We start from the raw sequence: 16,581 nt of genomic DNA, 5'->3' as shown, positions 1-16,581 counted from the left end.
AAGCGTTTATTTCGCTTTCTTCTCGCTGACCCGGCGGCTTGTCAGTCGTTGTTCCCGGTCAGTGGAGGCGCATTATAGGGAGTTCTCGGCAGGCCGCAACCCCTAAATGCAAAAAACTTTTCAAGCGCGGATTTTTTCGGCAAAACGCTGGCCAAACCCGCATTTTTGTCACTTTTCGTACTGAATCTGGCTAAATTCCTGGGCGAAACGATCGACTTGCTGCCAATCTGTGTACTCAACTTCCTTACTGGTATCCGTTTCTCCACCGGTCATACGCATAATAAATTGAATCATGATGCGATCGAACCAGCGATAACGTGGATAACGCAATGCCCCGGCAAACACCGCACACTGTTTTGGCTGCCACGGCGACGCCAACAGGAACTTGCGGGTATAGGCGTTGGTTTGCGGCGAACGCTTTTCCGGTTTGCGCGCGGTCAGATTGACGGCAAAGAATGCGCTCGGCATCCGATTCAACTGCTCGGCATGACGTTTAACGAATTTATCCAGCACCGGGTTAAAGTGCCCGTAGCGAATAGAAGCGCCGATCATCACCTGCTGATACTGGCTAAGGTCGATCTGTTCCGCCTGCAACAGATCGATAACCTCACAGCGCAGCGTATCCTGCAATTTGCTTGCTATATAAGAAGCGATAGCACGTGTTTGCCCGTCACGGCTCGAATAAAGTATCAATGCCTTCATGGCGTACTCCTTATAACAGGCTCACTCACGCCAGAAGGTTGGCGTGAACAGCACCAGCAATGTAAACACTTCCAGGCGCCCGAACAGCATCGTCACCACCAGGATCCACTTGGCCGCCGCTGGCATCGTGGTGAAGTTGTCCGCCACCACGCCCAGACCAGGACCAAGGTTATTCAGCGTTGCCGTCACTGCGGCAAACGCGGAGAAATCATCAACGCCGGTCGCAATGATCGCCAGCATGCTGACGATAAACACCAGCGCATAGGCGGAGAAGAATCCCCACACTGCTTCCAGAATACGTTCCGGCAGTGCGCGATTGCCCAATTTGATGGTATAGACCGCGTTGGGGTGCACCAGCCTTTTCAACTCGCGCGAGCCCTGCAGGTACAACAGCAGAATACGGATCACCTTCAGGCCGCCGCCGGTCGAACCGGCGCAACCGCCGATGAATGCCGAACACAGCAACAGCATCGGCAGGAACAGCGGCCACTTGGCGATGCTGTCGGTCGTAAAACCGGCCGTGGTCGCCATCGATACCACCTGGAAGAACGCCTGATTGAGCGTTTCCATACCGCTCTTATAGACGCCATGTCCCCAGAGCACCAACGTGCACACCACCACCAGCGTCAGTTGAACGAAGATAAACATGCGGAATTCAGGATCGCGCCCATAGACCTTCAGACTGCGGCCGCTTAGCAAAGCGAAGTGCAGACCGTAGTTACAGCCGGAAATCAGCAGGAACACGGCAATGATGGTGTTGATGGTCGGGCTGGCGTAATAACCGATACTGGCATCGTGGGTAGAAAACCCGCCAATGGCGATGGTCGAGAAACTGTGGCCGATGGCGTCGAACACCGACATCCCGGCCCCCCAGAGCGCCAGCGCACAGGCGACGGTCAGCAACACATAGATTAGCCACAGGGTTTTGGCGGTTTCGGCAATACGCGGACGCATCTTGTTATCTTTCAGCGGCCCGGGCATTTCCGCCCGATACAGCTGCATGCCCCCGACGCCGAGTATCGGCAGTATCGCCACCGCCAACACGATGATCCCCATCCCGCCCATCCATTGCAGCATTTGGCGATAGAACAGGATGGCCTTAGGCAACGAGTCCAGCCCCACCAGCGTCGTTGCGCCGGTAGTCGTCAATCCCGAGAAGGATTCAAAGAAGGCGTCGGTCAGCGACAAATTAGGACGTTCCGAAAACAGGAACGGCAATGCCCCCACGCTGCCCAGCACGGTCCAGAACAGCACGACGATCAGGAAACCTTCACGCGGCTTCAGCTCGTGTTTCTGCTTACGGTTCGGCCACCACAGCATCAGCCCGATGGTCAACGCCACGAAGAACGTTTGGCTGAACGCTCGCCCCGCCCCATCGCGATAAATCAATGCCACCAGGCCGGGAATAAACATCGTCCCGGAGAACAGGATGACCAGCAGACCAACGATACGGGTTATGGCGCGAAAATGCATTTCAGCACGATCCTTAGCAATTCAATTGGGAGGATTATTGCGAAATGGGGGTTAATTGCAAATTACCGCGACTGAGATCACGCAATTTATTCCCAAACAGCTCAACCTCAGTCGCCGGCAGCGCCAAATGCAGCACGACGGCGGCGCCGTATTCACCCTGCAGGATCCGACCTGCGATTTGCTGCAACAAGTTCTCCACCAGCGCCAACTGCGCATAGTCGCACTGCAAGATATATTCGGCTTCGGGCACCTTTTGCGCCAGCGCCAGCTGCTTCAATGCCTGTTGAACACCGTTGCCATAAGCTTTCACCAGCCCGCCGGTGCCCAGCTTGACACCGCCGTAGTACCGAACGACTACGGCGGTCACTTCACCGATACCGCTGCCCATCAGCTGCGCGAGGATAGGTTTGCCGGCGGTGCCCGACGGTTCTCCATCGTCGGAGAACCCCAGCTGCTGCGAATCATCGGGGCTACCGGCGACGAAAGCCCAACAGTGGTGCCGCGCCGCCGGGTGCTCATCCCGCACCTGCTGAATAAACGCCTTTGCCGCCTCCACCCCGCCGGTCGGCGCCAGCAGGGTGATGAAACGGCTCTTCTTTATCTCTTCGGTAAAGCAGGTTGCTTCCGCCGGTATCGGGTACGGCCGCATCAAGCCAGGTTCAGATCGCGCGTCATGTTCTCGATGCGCTTTTCATGGATCACGATGTTGTCTTCGATGCGAATACCGCCATACGGTTTCAGCGCATCGATACGATCCCAGGCGAAGTGCTGCTTGAACTCGCCGCTGCGCCACGGCGCCAACAGAGACTCGATGAAGTACAGACCCGGTTCGATGGTCAACACCATGCCCGGCTGCAACACGCGGGTGCAACGCAGGAATGGGTACTTGGACGGCGCCGCCAGATGGGTGCCTTGCTCATCCTGCATAAAACCGGCGGCGTCGTGCACCTGCAGGCCCAACGGATGGCCCAACCCGTGCGGCAGGAACGGCGTGGTGATACCCGTTTCGACCATCGCCTCTTCGCTGAGGCCATTCACCAGTTTGTGATTCTTGAGCAGCTTGGCGATGCGCTGATGCATCTGCACATGATAGTCGGTGTAACGCACACCGGTTTTAATGGTGTCGATCAGCGCCAGCTGTTCACTATTGAGATCTTTCACCAGATGAGCGAACTCGCTGCCGCTTTGCGCCGCATAGGTACGCGTCAGATCGGCGGCGTAGCCGTTATATTCCGCCCCGGCGTCGATCAGAAAACTCAGGGACTCGGCCGGCGGCTGATGATCCAGCTTGGTGTAGTGCAGCACCGAAGCGTGCTCGTTCAACGCCACGATGTTGTCGTAAGGCACATCGGTATCGCGGTGGCCGGTAGCCGTCAGGTAGGCCAGATTGATGTCGAACTCGCTCATGCCGGAGAGGAAGGCCTCATGCGCGGCACGATGGCCGGTTACCGCCGTCTTCTGCGCTTCGCGCATGCAGGCCAGCTCATAGCCGGTTTTAATCGAACGGTGGAAATCCAGGTAGTTCAGCACCGCTTTCGGGTTGATGTTTTCCGAAGGGATGCCGAGATCGCGGGCGCGCTGTTGGGCATAACCGATATAGCCGACGCGCTCACGCTGCGGCGGCAGCTGCTGCGCGATCGCATCGGCGTTGGCCAGCGGCATCAATTCGAGGGACTTGGTCCAGAAACTGTTCGGCAGCGGCTCTACGCTGTGCCAGTAGTCAACCGGGGAGTAGAACCACAGCTTCGGCTTGTTGACGCCATCTATCCACAACCAGCAGTTCGGCACCGACGTCACCGGCACCCAGGCTTTGAAATGCGCGTTCACTTTGAACGGGTAGCTATGGTCGTCCAAAAATACCTTTTGCAGTTCCCCGGAGTGAATCAGCAGCGCATCCAACTTGTTGCGCTCCAGCACTTCACGCGCGCGTTTTTGCAGTTCTGCCAGGTGGTCGTTATACAAAGAAGCCAGCGTTTCCATCACAGTACCCTTATGCCTTAGCACGAAAGAAGCCATCTTAACACAGCGCTCCGACGCACCAACCTCATCGCGTTGGGCATGCGGAGCAGCTCGCAATTCCCTGCAAATGCCGTTACATCCGCAGCTTAACCATTAACCAGCCGCCCAAACCGAGCAGCGCTATCGCCAGCGCCCACAGGCCATGGTGTTCCAACAACACCGCGCCGGCCGCGGCGACGCCCGCCAGACACTGCTGCAGAAAGCCACACAGCGCCATCGCATAAGCGCCGTACTCTTTGGCATCGCTGACCGCCATCGCCATGCTGTTGGGAAACAGCACCGCCTGGCCAAAAATGGTCAGGCAATACAGCGCGATGAACAGCGCCATGCCGGGAAGGCCGGCCAGGACGCCGCTCCACCACAGCAGCAGGATCGCCGCCGTCGCCAGCGCCACGATGCCGCTGCCGGCCTGCATCAGTTTTTTCCCGCCGAGACGCGCCACCGTACGGTTCACCGTCAGCGCTCCGCTGAAGTAGGCGACGCCGATCACCAGCCCCAGGGCGCCGAACGCCGTGACGTTGAGACCAAACTCCTGCTGCATGACGAACGGACTCACTTCCTGCAGTGTCACCGTGGTGGCAAACCCCAGCCCGCCGACGCAGGCCGGCCAAAAGAACCCAGGCCGCCGCAGGATGGCAAAGTAGGTTGCCGCCATCGCCGGGCGCACGCCCCCTGCCCGTCCCGCCTCCAGCGGCAGCGTCGCCATCAGCGCCAGAATGATCAAACCGGTGGCACCCATCAGGACGAAGCCCATCTGCCAGTGCGCATATTGGCTCAGCAGGCCACCGATAAACTGACCGCCGCCCAGCGCGGTGATAAAGGCGATGGAGAGCACCGACAGACGCCGCGCCAGTTCGTCCCCGCTCCAGTTATCCCGCACGATGATGCGCGCGATGATCGCCGCACCGCCGGCACCCACGCCCTGCAGCGCACGCAGCGTCAGCAATTGGGCGCCGTTGCTGCACAGCGCCAACAGCCCGCTGCAGCCAATGAAAAGAAATAAAGACAGCGTCAGGGGCGCGCGGCGGCCAAAGCGATCGGCAGCCGCGCCCCAGAACAGCACCGGCAAGGCGGCGCCGATGACGAAGATTGAAATGGACAACTCGGTAGCGCGCCGGCTCATCGCCAGCTCCCGCATCACCGTCGGCAGCGAAGGCAAGTACACGGTCGTCGCCATTTGCGCCATAAACACCAACAGACACGCCAGCGTCATGGTTCTGGCGGGAATGCTCCATAAGCCGCTGCGTTTAACACAAGCCGCCTTAGTCATGTGTAACCTCGTCTGAATGTTCATTCGCTGCGAGCAAGTGTATGAGGGCCGACAAGCTCCGGCAAATGCCGATAGCACATAAAATATAACTTCGTTTCAAATCAAAAAACTAACTTGGCGACATGTGATCAGACCAGCAAAAATGCAATCTCTCATTTGCATATTGTTAACATAAAAACCACACTCCTCTTCATCTGGTCATACCAGATCATACGCTGATTCAGGAGATAGACATGCTCTACCAAGGCGAAACATTACAACTGCACTGGCTCGATAACGGCATCGCCGAGCTGGTGTTCAACGCACCGGGCTCGGTCAACAAGCTGGACACCCGCACCGTCGCCAGCCTGGGCGAGGCGCTCACCGTGCTGGAAAACCAGCCAGAGCTCAAGGGGCTGCTGCTGCGCTCCACCAAAGCCGCATTTATCGTCGGCGCCGATATCACCGAATTCCTTTCTCTGTTCGCCGCGCCGGCTGAAAAGCTGCAAGAGTGGCTGGTATTCGCCAACAACGTCTTTAACCGGCTGGAAGATTTGCCGGTGCCGACCATTTCTGCCATTAACGGCTATGCGCTCGGCGGCGGTTGCGAATGCATTTTGGCGACCGATTTCCGCGTCGCCTCACCGGACGCGCGCATCGGCCTGCCTGAAACCAAATTGGGCATCATGCCGGGCTTCGGCGGCTCCGTCCGCCTGCCGCGCCTGCTGGGTAACGACAGCGCGCTGGAAATCATCGCCGCCGGCAAAGACGTCAGCGCCAAAGACGCGTTGAAAGTCGGCCTGGTCGATGCGGTAGTGGCGCCGGAAAAACTGGCCGAAGCCGCGCTCAACATGCTGCAACAGGCGATCGACGGCAAGCTGAACTGGCGCGCCGCGCGTCAACCGAAGCTGGAGCCGCTGAAGCTCAGCCCGATCGAGGCGGCAATGAGCTTCACCACCGCCAAAGGCATGGTGCTGCAGACCGCCGGCAAACATTACCCGGCGCCGATGACCGCGGTGAAAACCATTGAAGCCGCCGCCAAGCTGGGCCGCGATGAAGCGCTGAAACTGGAAACCGCCAGCTTCGTGCCGTTGGCGCGCTCCAACGAAGCGCGTGCGCTGGTCGGCATCTTCCTTAACGATCAGTTCGTGAAAGGTCAGGCGAAAAAGCTGGCCAAGAATGTGGACGCGCCGAAACAGGCGGCGGTGTTGGGCGCCGGCATCATGGGCGGCGGCATCGCTTACCAATCGGCGTTGAAAGGCGTGCCGGTGATCATGAAGGACATCAGCGACAAATCGCTGACGTTGGGCATGAACGAAGCGGCCAAGCTGCTCAATAAGCAGTTGGAACGCGGCAAGCTGGATGGCCTGAAAATGGCGCAGGTGCTGTCGACCATTCAGCCGACGCTGGACTACGCCGGCATCGAGCGCGCGCAGGTGATCGTCGAAGCGGTCGTGGAGAACCCGAAGGTCAAAGCCGCCGTGCTGTCGGAAGTGGAAAACCTGATCGGCGAAGACACCGTTCTGGCGTCGAACACCTCGACCATTCCGATTAATCATCTGGCAAAATCGTTGAAGCGTCCGCAAAACTTCTGCGGCATGCACTTCTTTAACCCGGTACACCGTATGCCGCTGGTCGAAATCATCCGCGGCGAACAAACCAGCGACGAGACCATTGCCAAAGTGGTGGCCTACGCCAGCCGCATGGGCAAAACGCCGATCGTGGTGAACGACTGCCCGGGCTTCTTCGTCAACCGCGTGCTGTTCCCATACTTCGCCGGCTTCAGCCTGCTGCTGCGCGACGGCGCCGACTTCCGTCAGATCGATAAAGTGATGGAAAAACAGTTCGGTTGGCCGATGGGCCCGGCCTACCTGCTCGACGTGGTGGGCATCGACACCGCACACCACGCGCAAGCGGTAATGGCGGCCGGCTTCCCGGAGCGCATGAGCAAAGACTATCGCGACGCCATTGACGTGATGTTCGACAACCAGCGCTTCGGTCAGAAAAACCAGCTGGGCTTCTACCGCTACAGCCAGGACAACAAAGGTAAGCCGCGCAAGGACAACGACGAGCAGACCGATGCGCTGCTGGCCGAAGTGAGCCAACCGCGCCAGACCATCAGCGACGAAGAGATCGTTGCGCGCATGATGATCCCGATGATCAACGAAGTGGTGCGTTGCCTGGAAGAGAAGATCGTCGCCAGCCCGGCCGAAGCCGATATGGCGTTGGTCTACGGCATCGGTTTCCCTCCGTTCCACGGCGGCGCGTTCCGCTACCTGGATACGCTCGGCACCGCCAACTACGTTGAGCTGGCCCAGCGTTACGCACACCTCGGCGCCCTGTATCAGGTGCCGGCCGGTCTGCGCGCCAAGGCCGAACGCAATGAAAGCTACTACCCGGTGGCGACACCGCTGTCCGACGTCGCAACCCGCCAACCGGCATGAGGTCATAAAGATGGAAAACGTAGTTATTGTTGATGCCGTACGCACGCCGATGGGCCGCTCCAAGGGCGGCGCCTTCCGCCAGGTGCGCGCCGAAGATCTCTCCGCTCATCTGATGCGTGAAGTGCTGAACCGCAACCCGGCGCTGAACGCCGACGAGATCGATGACATTTACTGGGGCTGCGTGCAGCAGACGCTGGAACAAGGCTTCAACATCGCCCGCAACGCCGCGCTGCTGGCCGAGATCCCGCACCGTGTGCCGGCGGTGACCGTCAACCGCCTGTGCGGCTCTTCGATGCAGGCGCTGCACGACGCGGCGCGCGCCATCATGGTTGGCGACGCGCACATCAGCCTGATCGGCGGCGTGGAACACATGGGCCATGTGCCGATGAACCACGGCGTGGATTTCCATCCGGGCCTGAGCCGCAGCGTAGCCAAGGCCGCCGGGATGATGGGGCTGACCGCTGAAATGCTGGCCAAGATGCACAACATCAGCCGCCAGATGCAGGATGAGTTCGCCGCGCGCTCCCACCAACGCGCACATGCGGCGACGCTGGCGGGTTACTTCAAAAACGAGATCATTCCGACCAACGGCCACGACGCCGATGGCGTGCTGACCCGTTACGATTTTGATGAAGTCATCCGCCCGGAAACCACCGTCGAAAGCCTGTCGGCCCTGCGTCCGGCGTTCGATCCGGTCAACGGCACCGTCACCGCCGGCAGTTCTTCCGCCCTGTCGGACGGCGCTTCCGCCATGCTGCTGATGAGCGAATCACGCGCCAAAGCGCTCGGTTTGAAAGCCCGCGCCCGCATCCGCTCGATGGCGGTCGTCGGCTGCGATCCTTCCATCATGGGCTACGGCCCGGTGCCGGCCAGCAAGCTGGCGCTGAAACGCGCCGGCCTGAGCGTGCAGGACATCGATCTGTTCGAGCTGAACGAAGCGTTCGCCGCCCAGTCGCTGCCGTGCATCAAGGATCTGGGACTGATGGACAGCATCGACGACAAGATTAACCTGAACGGCGGCGCCATCGCGCTCGGCCACCCGCTGGGCTGTTCCGGCTCCCGCATCTCGACCACCTTGTTGAACAACATGGAACGTCGCGACGCGCAGTTCGGCCTGGCAACCATGTGCATCGGCCTGGGCCAGGGTATCGCCACCGTGTTTGAACGCGTTTAGCTGTGTCTATCTTGGGATGACCGCGTCACCACTTCAAATCGCGGCATCCCGCCAAGTTTAGTTGCCGTTCTTCCCGCCTGTCAGGGGCGGGTTTTTTATGCCTGAAATTTGCCGACGCCCAAATAAAAACGGGGCGACCCTCGGCCACCCCGTTCACTGCGCATCGCCTCTGTCAGATAAACGAAAACGCGTCGCCAAACATATGCGCTTCCTGCGCGCCGCGCTCGGCGCAGAAACGCTCGCGGGCGATTTTCGCCATCTCGAAACGCCCGGCGATGTAGATGTCATGCTCCGCCAACGTGCCGAAATCCTGCAACACCGCGCTGAGCACGGTGCCGCTGCGGCCACGCCATTCCGCCTCCGGCTGCTCGACCACCGGGATCACCTTCAGGTTCGGGTGTTGCACCGACAGCGCTTCCAGCTCGCTCAGATCGTACAGGTGCTTCAGCTCACGCCCGCCCCAGTAGATGGAAATATCGCGATCGGGCTGCTGCTCCAACGCGGTCAACAGGATTGAGCGCGCATAGGAGAAGCCGGTGCCGCCGGCGATCAGCACCAGCGGACGGCAGCCCTCTTCCCGCAGCCAGGCGTCGCCATGCGGCATATCGACGGTGATCGCCTGCTCTTTCAGGATGCGATCCATCACCGCCATGGCGTACAGATTCAGCTCCGAAGCACCGATATGCAGCTCGATGTAATCTTGCTGCGTCGGGGTTGATGCCAGCGAGAACGGACGTTTGTCGCGCTCGTCCATCACCACCATCAGATATTGCCCTGCCTTGAAAGAAAACGGCTGCTCGGGCACCAGACGTACCCGATAAACCGTATCGGTAATGGCCTCTACCGAGGTCACTTTACAGCTCAATATTGTCATGCGTTCCCTCTGTCGGGTCATCAATGCAAAGCTGAGAACAGGGCCTGACGCTATAACGTCGGTTCCCTGTCACTGAAAATTGCGAGCTCATCCCAGATTTCGTCGACGCGCGCACGTACCTTTTCATCCATCTGAATCGGACGGCCCCATTCGCGATCGGTTTCACCCGGCCATTTGTTGGTGGCGTCCAGCCCCATCTTCGAACCCAGTCCGGAAACCGGCGAGGCGAAGTCCAGATAGTCGATCGGCGTATTCTCCACCAGAACCGTATCCCTTGCCGGATCCATTCGTGTGGTGATCGCCCAAATCACGTCATTCCAGTCGCGCGCATTGACGTCATCGTCACAGACGATAACAAATTTGGTGTACATAAACTGCCGCAGGAACGACCAGACGCCCATCATCACGCGTTTCGCGTGGCCGGCGTACTGTTTTTTCATGGTCACCACCGCCAGGCGATACGAGCACCCTTCCGGCGGCAGATAAAAATCAACGATTTCCGGGAACTGTTTTTGCAGGATCGGCACGAACACTTCATTCAGCGCCACGCCCAGGATCGCCGGCTCATCCGGCGGCCGACCGGTGTAGGTCGAGTGGTAAATCGCGTTGCGACGCTGGGTGATGTGCGTGACGGTGAATACCGGGAACTGGTCGACTTCATTGTAATAACCGGTGTGGTCACCGTAGGGGCCTTCCGGCGCCATTTCACCCGGCTCGATATAGCCTTCCAGCACGATTTCGGCACTGGCGGGCACTTCCAGATCGTTGGAAAGGCACTTGACCACTTCGGTTTTATTGCCGCGCAGCAGCCCGGCAAAGGCATATTCAGACAGAGTATCCGGCACCGGCGTCACCGCGCCGAGGATAGTGGCGGGATCGGCGCCCAGCGCCACCGCAACCGGGAAACGCTCGCCGGGGTACGCCTGGCACCACTCCTGGTAATCCAGCGCGCCGCCGCGGTGCGACAGCCAACGCATGATCACTTTATTCTTGCCCAGCACCTGCTGACGATAGATACCGAGGTTTTGCCGTTCCTTATGCGGACCGCGGGTCACCGTCAGCCCCCAGGTGATCAGCGGCGCGGCGTCTTCCGGCCAGCAGTGCATCACCGGAATGCGGCCCAGATCGACATCATCGCCCTGCCATACCTGCTCCTGACAAGGCGCGGATCCCAGCACCTTGGTCGGCATGTTCAGCACCTGCTTGAACTTCGGTATTTTGTCGAACAGATCGCGGAAACCTTTCGGCGGCTCCGGCTCTTTGAGGAAAGCCAGCAGTTTGCCGACTTCGCGCAGCGCGCTGATGTCTTCCTGCCCCATGCCCATCGCCACGCGATTGGCGGTGCCGAACAGATTGCACAGCACCGGCATGTCGTACCCTTTCGGGTTTTCAAACAGCAGTGCCGGGCCGCCCGCCCGCAGGGTGCGATCGGCAATTTCCGTCATTTCCAGGTAAGGATCGATCGGCTGGCTGATGCGTTTTAGTTCCCCTCTCTTCTCCAGCAACGAGAGGAAATCGCGTAAGTCACGGTATTTCATGCTGATCATTATAGCGGCCAGTGGGGAGGGCATTATAAGCCCTCTTCAAGGTTGTTGCTGCAATTTTGTTAACGCCGCCCGCTGTCGGGTGGCTCTCAGCCGCAGTTGAACGGCACCAGCGCAGCCAGTGCGTGCGTATCCTGATATTCGCGCGTCTCTTCGCCGTGGCGGAACACCTTAAAGCCCTGCCCGTTGGCGCTGAAATAACGCAGCGCATTGCCTTCAACGTGCAACAGACTGCCTTCACGCAACGCCACTACCGATTCGCTCGGGTTGATCGCGCAGAACTCCGCGAGACGCTCGTCACGGGTTTCGCCCATGTGGCCGCTGATGTGCGCATCGATGTAATGCGGGTTAATCTGCACCGGGAACAACCCCAGCGCCGGCAATACCACGCTGCAGCGCACCGGCATGTCATTGGTGGTGCGAATGCTCGGCGTCGCCACGTTGCAACCTGCGCTCCAGCCGACGTAAGGCACTTCACGCTCGCGCACCGCACGCTGGATAGGCACGATCAGGCTTTGTTCGTGCAACATCTGGTTCAGCAACCAGGTGTTGCCGCCGCTGACCAAAATGCATTCGGCCTGCGCAATCGCCGCCGCCGGTGAAGCGGCGTGGTGAATGCTGGTGACTTCAATGCCCAATGTTTGCGCCAGCTCCTGCGCGCGCCGATCGTAGTCGTAACGGATCAGCGCGTAAGGGATAAAGACGGCAGATTTGATGCCGCGGCGCGCAATCATCGCCAGCAGTTGGCTTTTGGCGTACCCCAGCAGCTCGGCTTCGCCAGACAGCTTGCCGTTGCTCAACAGAAACAGCTCCATTTTTCTCCCCTCGGTCAAAAACGATGAATAGCGTCACAGCCGGCGGCGCAACGCCTTGCCATACTGTGACGGTAACAAATTTTTAGCCCTCTGTTATACCAGCGCCGTATCGATAAGTGTGTGACCCCTCGCTAATAGCCGTGGATTCAGAAAGATAGGCGATGTTACATGCTGAAACTTGCATCACTATGTATCCGGAATAGCTTTTGATATGCTTACCGGCTGGCAGAAAGGCATGTGAAATTATGGAATCCTGGTATCTACTTTATTGCAAACGCGGTCAGCTGTTGCGAGCGCAGGAACATCTGGAGCGGCAGCAGGTAAACTGCCTCAGCCCGATCATCACGCTGGAAAAAATCGTGCGTGGCAAGCGCATCGCGGTCAGCGAACCCCTGTTTCCCAATTATCTGTTTGTGGAATTCGACCCGGAGCGCATTCACACCACCACCATCAGCGCCACCCGCGGCGTCAGCCACTTCGTGCGTTTCGGCGCGCTGCCGAGCGTCATCCCGAGCAAGGTGATCGATGAGCTGCGCACGCACACCAGCGAGACCTACGTCGATCCGGAAACCCCGCAGCCGGGCGATACCGTTCTGATCGTCGACGGCGTATTCGAAGGGCTGCAGGCGATCTACACCGAGCCGGACGGCGAGGCCCGCTCGATGCTGTTGCTCAACCTGATCAACAAACAGGTCAGTCAAAGCATCGACAATCGGCAATTCCAGAAAATGTAATGCAAAAAGGCGCCCTCAGGCGCCTTTTTTACGGTATCGCGCTTAGCGGCGCAGCGCTTCTTCATGCAGCCATTGGGCGACACGTTTGGCGAAGTAGGTCAGCACGCCGTCGGCGCCGGCGCGTTTAAAGCACATCAACGACTCCATCACCGCAGGCTGCTCCTGCAGCCAGCCGTTCTGAATCGCCGCCATGTGCATGGCGTACTCGCCGGACACCTGATAAGCGAAAGTCGGCACGCCGAAGGTATCCTTCACCCGGCGCACCACATCCAGGTAAGGCATGCCCGGTTTCACCATCACCATGTCCGCGCCTTCCTGCAGATCCTGCGCAATCTCTTGCAGCGCTTCATCGCTGTTGGCCGGATCCATCTGATAGGTCTTTTTGTTGCCGCCTTTCAGGTTGCCGCTGGAACCCAGCGCATCGCGGAACGGACCGTAATAGCAGGAAGCGTACTTGGCGGAGTAGGCCATGATCTGGGTGTTCACCAGGCCCTGCAGTTCCAGACGATCGCGGATCGCCCCGATACGGCCGTCCATCATGTCGCTCGGCGCCACGATTTCCGCGCCCGCTTCGGCATGAGACAGCGCCTGACGCACCAGAATGTCTTTGGTCACGTCGTTAATCACGTAGCCCTGCTCATCGATCACCCCGTCCTGACCGTGGGTCGTGTAGGGATCGAGCGCTACGTCGGTCAGAATGCCCAACTCAGGCACCGCGTCTTTCAGCGCGCGCACCGTGCGCTGCACCAGCCCTTCCGGGTTGTAGGCTTCTTCCGCATGCAGCGACTTCAAGCCCGGTTCAATCACCGGGAACAGGGAGATCACCGGCACGCCGAGTTTGGCGATGGTTTCCGCTTCCTTGACCAGCAGATCGATCGTCATGCGCGATACGCCCGGCATCGAGGCCACTTCTTCCTGGCGGTTGCTGCCTTCCATGACGAACACCGGATAAATCAGGTCATTGACCGTCAGTTGGTTTTCGGCGACCAGACGGCGGCTGAAGTCATGACGGCGCACGCGGCGCATACGGCGACCAGGAAAGGTGCCCGGAAATGCATAGCTCATAGTTTTCTCCTAGCTCAAACCAGCCGGAATAGCCGGCGGGCGTTCTCATCGGTTTTTTGCCCCAGCCATTGCGGCTCTTCCTGCCGCCAGACGGCGACCTGATGCACGAGGTGGGGCAGGAAACAGGGTTCGTTGCGGCGAGATGCGGGTTTAGGCTGTAAATCCCGGGGCAACAGATAAGGGGCGTCAGTTTCCAGCAGCAGACGCTCGGCCGGGATCTGCGGCAGCAGGGCGCGCAATTCCAGACCGCGCCGCTCGTCGCATACCCAACCGGTAATCCCGATCGACAGGCCCAGCGACAGGCAGCTTGCTAATTCTTCGGCGGTGCCGGTGAAGCAGTGCACCACGGCCGCGGGCAGTTTATCCAACCACGGCGTCAGTAGCTCGGCAAAACGTGCGTGTGCGTCGCGACAATGAAGAAACACCGGCAGCGCCAACTCCGCCGCCAGCGCCAGTTGCGCGCTGAACGCCGCCTCCTGCTGCTCCGGCGTCGAGAAGTTGCGGTTGAAATCCAGACCGCATTCACCGATCGCCACCACTTCTGGGCCGGCGGCCAGGGCATAAATCTGCTCGGCGCTGCGTTCATCCCAGCTGCCGGCGTTATGCGGATGCACACCGGCGGTGGACCAGCAATAGCCCGCATGCTGCTGCGCCAGTATGGCGGCCTCGCGGCTCTCAGGCAGATCGGTGCCGGTAATCAACATCCCGGTAACGCCCGCCGCGCGGGCGCGCTCCACCACGGTCTCGCGGTCTTTGGCGAATTGGCTGCTGGTGAGGTTAACGCCGATATCAAACATGGTTTTTTCCAAAGCAAAAGCCGCCCTATGGGCGGCTTCGCAATCAATGTGGATCAGGGCGCTGGGGGTTCGTCACCCTCGTCGTCGTCTTCCGCCTGCGGACGGCGTTTGCCGGTATAGAAGCGAGCGAAGAATACCCCCACTTCAAACAGCAGATACATCGGTATCGCCAGCAGGGTTTGCGAGAACACGTCCGGCGGCGTCAACAACATGCCGACCACAAACGCGCCGACCAACACATACGGCCGTTTCTTCTTCAGGTCTTCCGGCGAAGTGACGCCGCTCCAGCACAGCAGAATGATGGCGACCGGCACTTCGAAGGCGACGCCAAACGCCATAAACAGCGCCATAACGAAATCGAGGTAGTTTTTAATGTCGGTCGCAATGGTCACCCCCATCGGCGCGGTCTTGGCGAAGAAGCCGAAGGCCAGCGGGAACACGATGAAGTAGGCGAAAGCCATGCCGAGGTAAAACAACAGGCTGCTGGACACCAGCAACGGCATCATCAGGCGGCGTTCATGCTTGTACAGCGCAGGCGCGATGAACGCCCATACCTGATACAGGATCATCGGCGCGGAGACGAACACCGAAACGATCATGGTCAGCTTGATCGGGGTGAAAAACGGTGACGCCACGTCGGTGGCGATCATGCTCGCGCCGGCCGGCAACTGCTTGAGCAGCGGCGCAGAAACCAGCTGGTAGATGTCGTTGGCGAAAAACACCAGCACCACGAACACCGCCAGTACGCAAATAATCGAGTTCAACAGCCGCTTGCGCAGCTCTATCAGATGACTGATAAGGGGTTGGGTATCTTCAACAGCCATGTATTAACGATCGCCACTAGGTTGGTGAGACGCTGGGGTTTTATCCGCAACAGGTTCGACAGGAGCAGGCGCGGTTTCCACCGGCGCTTTAGCCGGTTGCGCCGCCACTGGCGCAGCCACGACGGCTTCAGGTTCCACTGCCGGTTTTGGCACGGCGGCGGGCGCGCTGGCGCTGGTTGCCGCTTCCGCCGGCGTCACGCCGTCGTGCAAGGCTTCCGGATCGATGGCCTGCGGGTTATGGATGGTGTTCGCCAGCTCTTCTTTCTCGCCCCGGTAGGTGCGTTTCAAGGATTCCGCCGCGTCTTTCAGCTCATCCATCGACGCCTTCAACTCCGGCGTCAGGTTCTGCAGGCCGGCCTGTTCGGCTTTCTTCAGGCTGTCCTGCAGCTCCTGCAGTTTCAGCTCCTGAGACAGTTCGTGCTGCACCGAGGCCGCCAGCGAGCGCAGCGCGCGGATCCAGCCCGATACCGTTCTGACCGCAACCGGCAAGCGTTCCGGCCCCAGAACAACCAGGCCGATCACCAGCACCAGCAGCAGCTCACTAAACCCAATGTCAAACACGGTTTATACCTGCTCTTTGTTCTTCGACTCTTCCGGTTTCACTTCCGGCTGCTTATCGGTAATAGGCTTGGCCGAGAAATCAGCGTCATCCAGGCTGCTTTTTTCAGCCGTGTTGGGGGTCGACGGCGTATCGTCGCCGATCGCTTTTTTGAAGCCCTTGATCGAGGCGCCGAGATCGGAACCCAGCGTGCGCAGTTTTTTGGTGCCGAACAGCAGCACCACGATCACTGCGATGATCAACAATTGCGTAATACTAATACCGCCCATTTTAATTACCTCTAATTTTAAGGGGTCTTTTAAAGCCAG

The 16,581-nt window shown here is 59.4% G+C and carries 16 protein-coding genes; 3 read left to right on the top strand and 13 right to left on the bottom strand.

The features are described 5' to 3' along the window. Nucleotides 1-168: 168 nt before the first annotated feature. From hemG to ACSBQV_RS20310, 5 genes are all read right to left on the bottom strand, one after another. Nucleotides 169-702, bottom strand: a complete 534-nt coding sequence (hemG, locus tag ACSBQV_RS20330) for a menaquinone-dependent protoporphyrinogen IX dehydrogenase (RefSeq protein ID WP_033652659.1) — start codon at nucleotides 700-702, stop codon at nucleotides 169-171. A gap of 21 nt (nucleotides 703-723) precedes the next feature. Next, on the bottom strand, nucleotides 724-2,175 hold the full coding sequence (gene trkH, locus ACSBQV_RS20325; protein WP_004934492.1) for a Trk system potassium transporter TrkH: 1,452 nt from the start codon (nucleotides 2,173-2,175) through the stop codon (nucleotides 724-726). A gap of 34 nt (nucleotides 2,176-2,209) precedes the next feature. After that, nucleotides 2,210-2,824: an IMPACT family protein gene (locus ACSBQV_RS20320; RefSeq protein WP_033644956.1), complete on the bottom strand. Its 615-nt coding sequence runs from the start codon at nucleotides 2,822-2,824 to the stop codon at nucleotides 2,210-2,212. After that, nucleotides 2,824-4,155 carry a Xaa-Pro dipeptidase gene (pepQ, locus tag ACSBQV_RS20315; RefSeq protein ID WP_033644957.1) on the bottom strand — a complete coding sequence of 444 codons (1,332 nt, stop codon included), beginning with the start codon at nucleotides 4,153-4,155 and terminating at the stop codon, nucleotides 2,824-2,826. The genes ACSBQV_RS20320 and pepQ overlap by 1 nt, the downstream gene beginning before the upstream one ends. Before the next feature lie 112 nt (nucleotides 4,156-4,267). Then, on the bottom strand, nucleotides 4,268-5,464 hold the full coding sequence (locus ACSBQV_RS20310; RefSeq protein ID WP_168177236.1) for an MFS transporter: 1,197 nt from the start codon (nucleotides 5,462-5,464) through the stop codon (nucleotides 4,268-4,270). 233 nt (nucleotides 5,465-5,697) lie between these two features. Between ACSBQV_RS20310 and fadB the strand changes: the two genes are divergently transcribed. Continuing rightward, on the top strand, nucleotides 5,698-7,887 hold the full coding sequence (gene fadB, locus ACSBQV_RS20305) for a fatty acid oxidation complex subunit alpha FadB (RefSeq protein WP_033644960.1): 2,190 nt from the start codon (nucleotides 5,698-5,700) through the stop codon (nucleotides 7,885-7,887). A gap of 10 nt (nucleotides 7,888-7,897) precedes the next feature. Further along, nucleotides 7,898-9,061: an acetyl-CoA C-acyltransferase FadA gene (gene fadA / locus ACSBQV_RS20300; protein ID WP_099782443.1), complete on the top strand. Its 1,164-nt coding sequence runs from the start codon at nucleotides 7,898-7,900 to the stop codon at nucleotides 9,059-9,061. Nucleotides 9,062-9,233: 172 nt separating this feature from the next. Here the strand turns inward: fadA and fre are convergent, their stop codons facing one another. The 3 genes from fre to pepE form a co-directional block, all read right to left on the bottom strand. Then, the gene (gene fre / locus ACSBQV_RS20295; protein ID WP_069100519.1) at nucleotides 9,234-9,935 is read right to left on the bottom strand and encodes an NAD(P)H-flavin reductase; all 702 of its coding nucleotides are present in this window, start codon (nucleotides 9,933-9,935) and stop codon (nucleotides 9,234-9,236) included. 50 nt (nucleotides 9,936-9,985) lie between these two features. Beyond that, on the bottom strand, nucleotides 9,986-11,506 hold the full coding sequence (gene ubiD / locus ACSBQV_RS20290) for a 4-hydroxy-3-polyprenylbenzoate decarboxylase (RefSeq protein ID WP_099782444.1): 1,521 nt from the start codon (nucleotides 11,504-11,506) through the stop codon (nucleotides 9,986-9,988). A 62-nt stretch (nucleotides 11,507-11,568) separates the two neighbouring features. Further along, on the bottom strand, nucleotides 11,569-12,294 hold the full coding sequence (pepE, locus tag ACSBQV_RS20285; RefSeq protein ID WP_099782445.1) for a dipeptidase PepE: 726 nt from the start codon (nucleotides 12,292-12,294) through the stop codon (nucleotides 11,569-11,571). 245 nt (nucleotides 12,295-12,539) lie between these two features. Between pepE and rfaH the strand changes: the two genes are divergently transcribed. Beyond that, on the top strand, nucleotides 12,540-13,028 hold the full coding sequence (gene rfaH / locus ACSBQV_RS20280) for a transcription/translation regulatory transformer protein RfaH (RefSeq protein WP_033644965.1): 489 nt from the start codon (nucleotides 12,540-12,542) through the stop codon (nucleotides 13,026-13,028). 42 nt (nucleotides 13,029-13,070) lie between these two features. On the opposite strand, the gene hemB is transcribed toward rfaH, so the two are convergent. From hemB to tatA, 5 genes are read right to left on the bottom strand one after another with little or no spacing between them, the layout of a single operon-like run. Further along, nucleotides 13,071-14,093: a porphobilinogen synthase gene (hemB, locus tag ACSBQV_RS20275; protein WP_042783470.1), complete on the bottom strand. Its 1,023-nt coding sequence runs from the start codon at nucleotides 14,091-14,093 to the stop codon at nucleotides 13,071-13,073. A 14-nt stretch (nucleotides 14,094-14,107) separates the two neighbouring features. Further along, entirely contained in the window at nucleotides 14,108-14,890 is a 783-nt protein-coding gene (gene tatD / locus ACSBQV_RS20270) for a 3'-5' ssDNA/RNA exonuclease TatD (protein ID WP_099782446.1), read from the bottom strand. A gap of 53 nt (nucleotides 14,891-14,943) precedes the next feature. Continuing rightward, nucleotides 14,944-15,714: a Sec-independent protein translocase subunit TatC gene (gene tatC / locus ACSBQV_RS20265; RefSeq protein ID WP_033644968.1), complete on the bottom strand. Its 771-nt coding sequence runs from the start codon at nucleotides 15,712-15,714 to the stop codon at nucleotides 14,944-14,946. A gap of 3 nt (nucleotides 15,715-15,717) precedes the next feature. Further along, nucleotides 15,718-16,275: a Sec-independent protein translocase protein TatB gene (gene tatB / locus ACSBQV_RS20260; RefSeq protein WP_033644970.1), complete on the bottom strand. Its 558-nt coding sequence runs from the start codon at nucleotides 16,273-16,275 to the stop codon at nucleotides 15,718-15,720. 3 nt (nucleotides 16,276-16,278) lie between these two features. Next, a complete protein-coding gene (gene tatA / locus ACSBQV_RS20255; RefSeq protein WP_004934452.1) occupies nucleotides 16,279-16,542 on the bottom strand; it encodes a Sec-independent protein translocase subunit TatA in 264 nt (87 codons plus the stop codon). Between the last annotated feature and the right edge of the window lie 39 nt (nucleotides 16,543-16,581).

The sequence above is a fragment of the Serratia sp. B501 genome (genome assembly GCF_051172315.1).
Classification (GTDB): domain Bacteria; phylum Pseudomonadota; class Gammaproteobacteria; order Enterobacterales; family Enterobacteriaceae; genus Serratia; species Serratia ureilytica.
Note: the sequence above shows the minus strand (reverse complement) of the source record. Positions and strands in the feature narration are given on the sequence as shown.

Bases quoted from the DNA above. Each gene is read 5' to 3' on its own strand.
- hemG (WP_033652659.1), bottom strand. From the start codon at position 702: ATGAAGGCATTGATACTTTATTCGAGCCGTGACGGGCAAACACGTGCT.
- trkH (WP_004934492.1), bottom strand. From the start codon at position 2,175: ATGCATTTTCGCGCCATAACCCGTATCGTTGGTCTGCTGGTCATCCTG.
- ACSBQV_RS20320 (WP_033644956.1), bottom strand. From the start codon at position 2,824: ATGCGGCCGTACCCGATACCGGCGGAAGCAACCTGCTTTACCGAAGAG.
- pepQ (WP_033644957.1), bottom strand. From the start codon at position 4,155: ATGGAAACGCTGGCTTCTTTGTATAACGACCACCTGGCAGAACTGCAA.
- ACSBQV_RS20310 (WP_168177236.1), bottom strand. From the start codon at position 5,464: ATGACTAAGGCGGCTTGTGTTAAACGCAGCGGCTTATGGAGCATTCCC.
- fadB (WP_033644960.1), top strand. From the start codon at position 5,698: ATGCTCTACCAAGGCGAAACATTACAACTGCACTGGCTCGATAACGGC.
- fadA (WP_099782443.1), top strand. From the start codon at position 7,898: ATGGAAAACGTAGTTATTGTTGATGCCGTACGCACGCCGATGGGCCGC.
- fre (WP_069100519.1), bottom strand. From the start codon at position 9,935: ATGACAATATTGAGCTGTAAAGTGACCTCGGTAGAGGCCATTACCGAT.
- ubiD (WP_099782444.1), bottom strand. From the start codon at position 11,506: ATGCCCTCCCCACTGGCCGCTATAATGATCAGCATGAAATACCGTGAC.
- pepE (WP_099782445.1), bottom strand. From the start codon at position 12,294: ATGGAGCTGTTTCTGTTGAGCAACGGCAAGCTGTCTGGCGAAGCCGAG.
- rfaH (WP_033644965.1), top strand. From the start codon at position 12,540: ATGGAATCCTGGTATCTACTTTATTGCAAACGCGGTCAGCTGTTGCGA.
- hemB (WP_042783470.1), bottom strand. From the start codon at position 14,093: ATGAGCTATGCATTTCCGGGCACCTTTCCTGGTCGCCGTATGCGCCGC.
- tatD (WP_099782446.1), bottom strand. From the start codon at position 14,890: ATGTTTGATATCGGCGTTAACCTCACCAGCAGCCAATTCGCCAAAGAC.
- tatC (WP_033644968.1), bottom strand. From the start codon at position 15,714: ATGGCTGTTGAAGATACCCAACCCCTTATCAGTCATCTGATAGAGCTG.
- tatA (WP_004934452.1), bottom strand. From the start codon at position 16,542: ATGGGCGGTATTAGTATTACGCAATTGTTGATCATCGCAGTGATCGTG.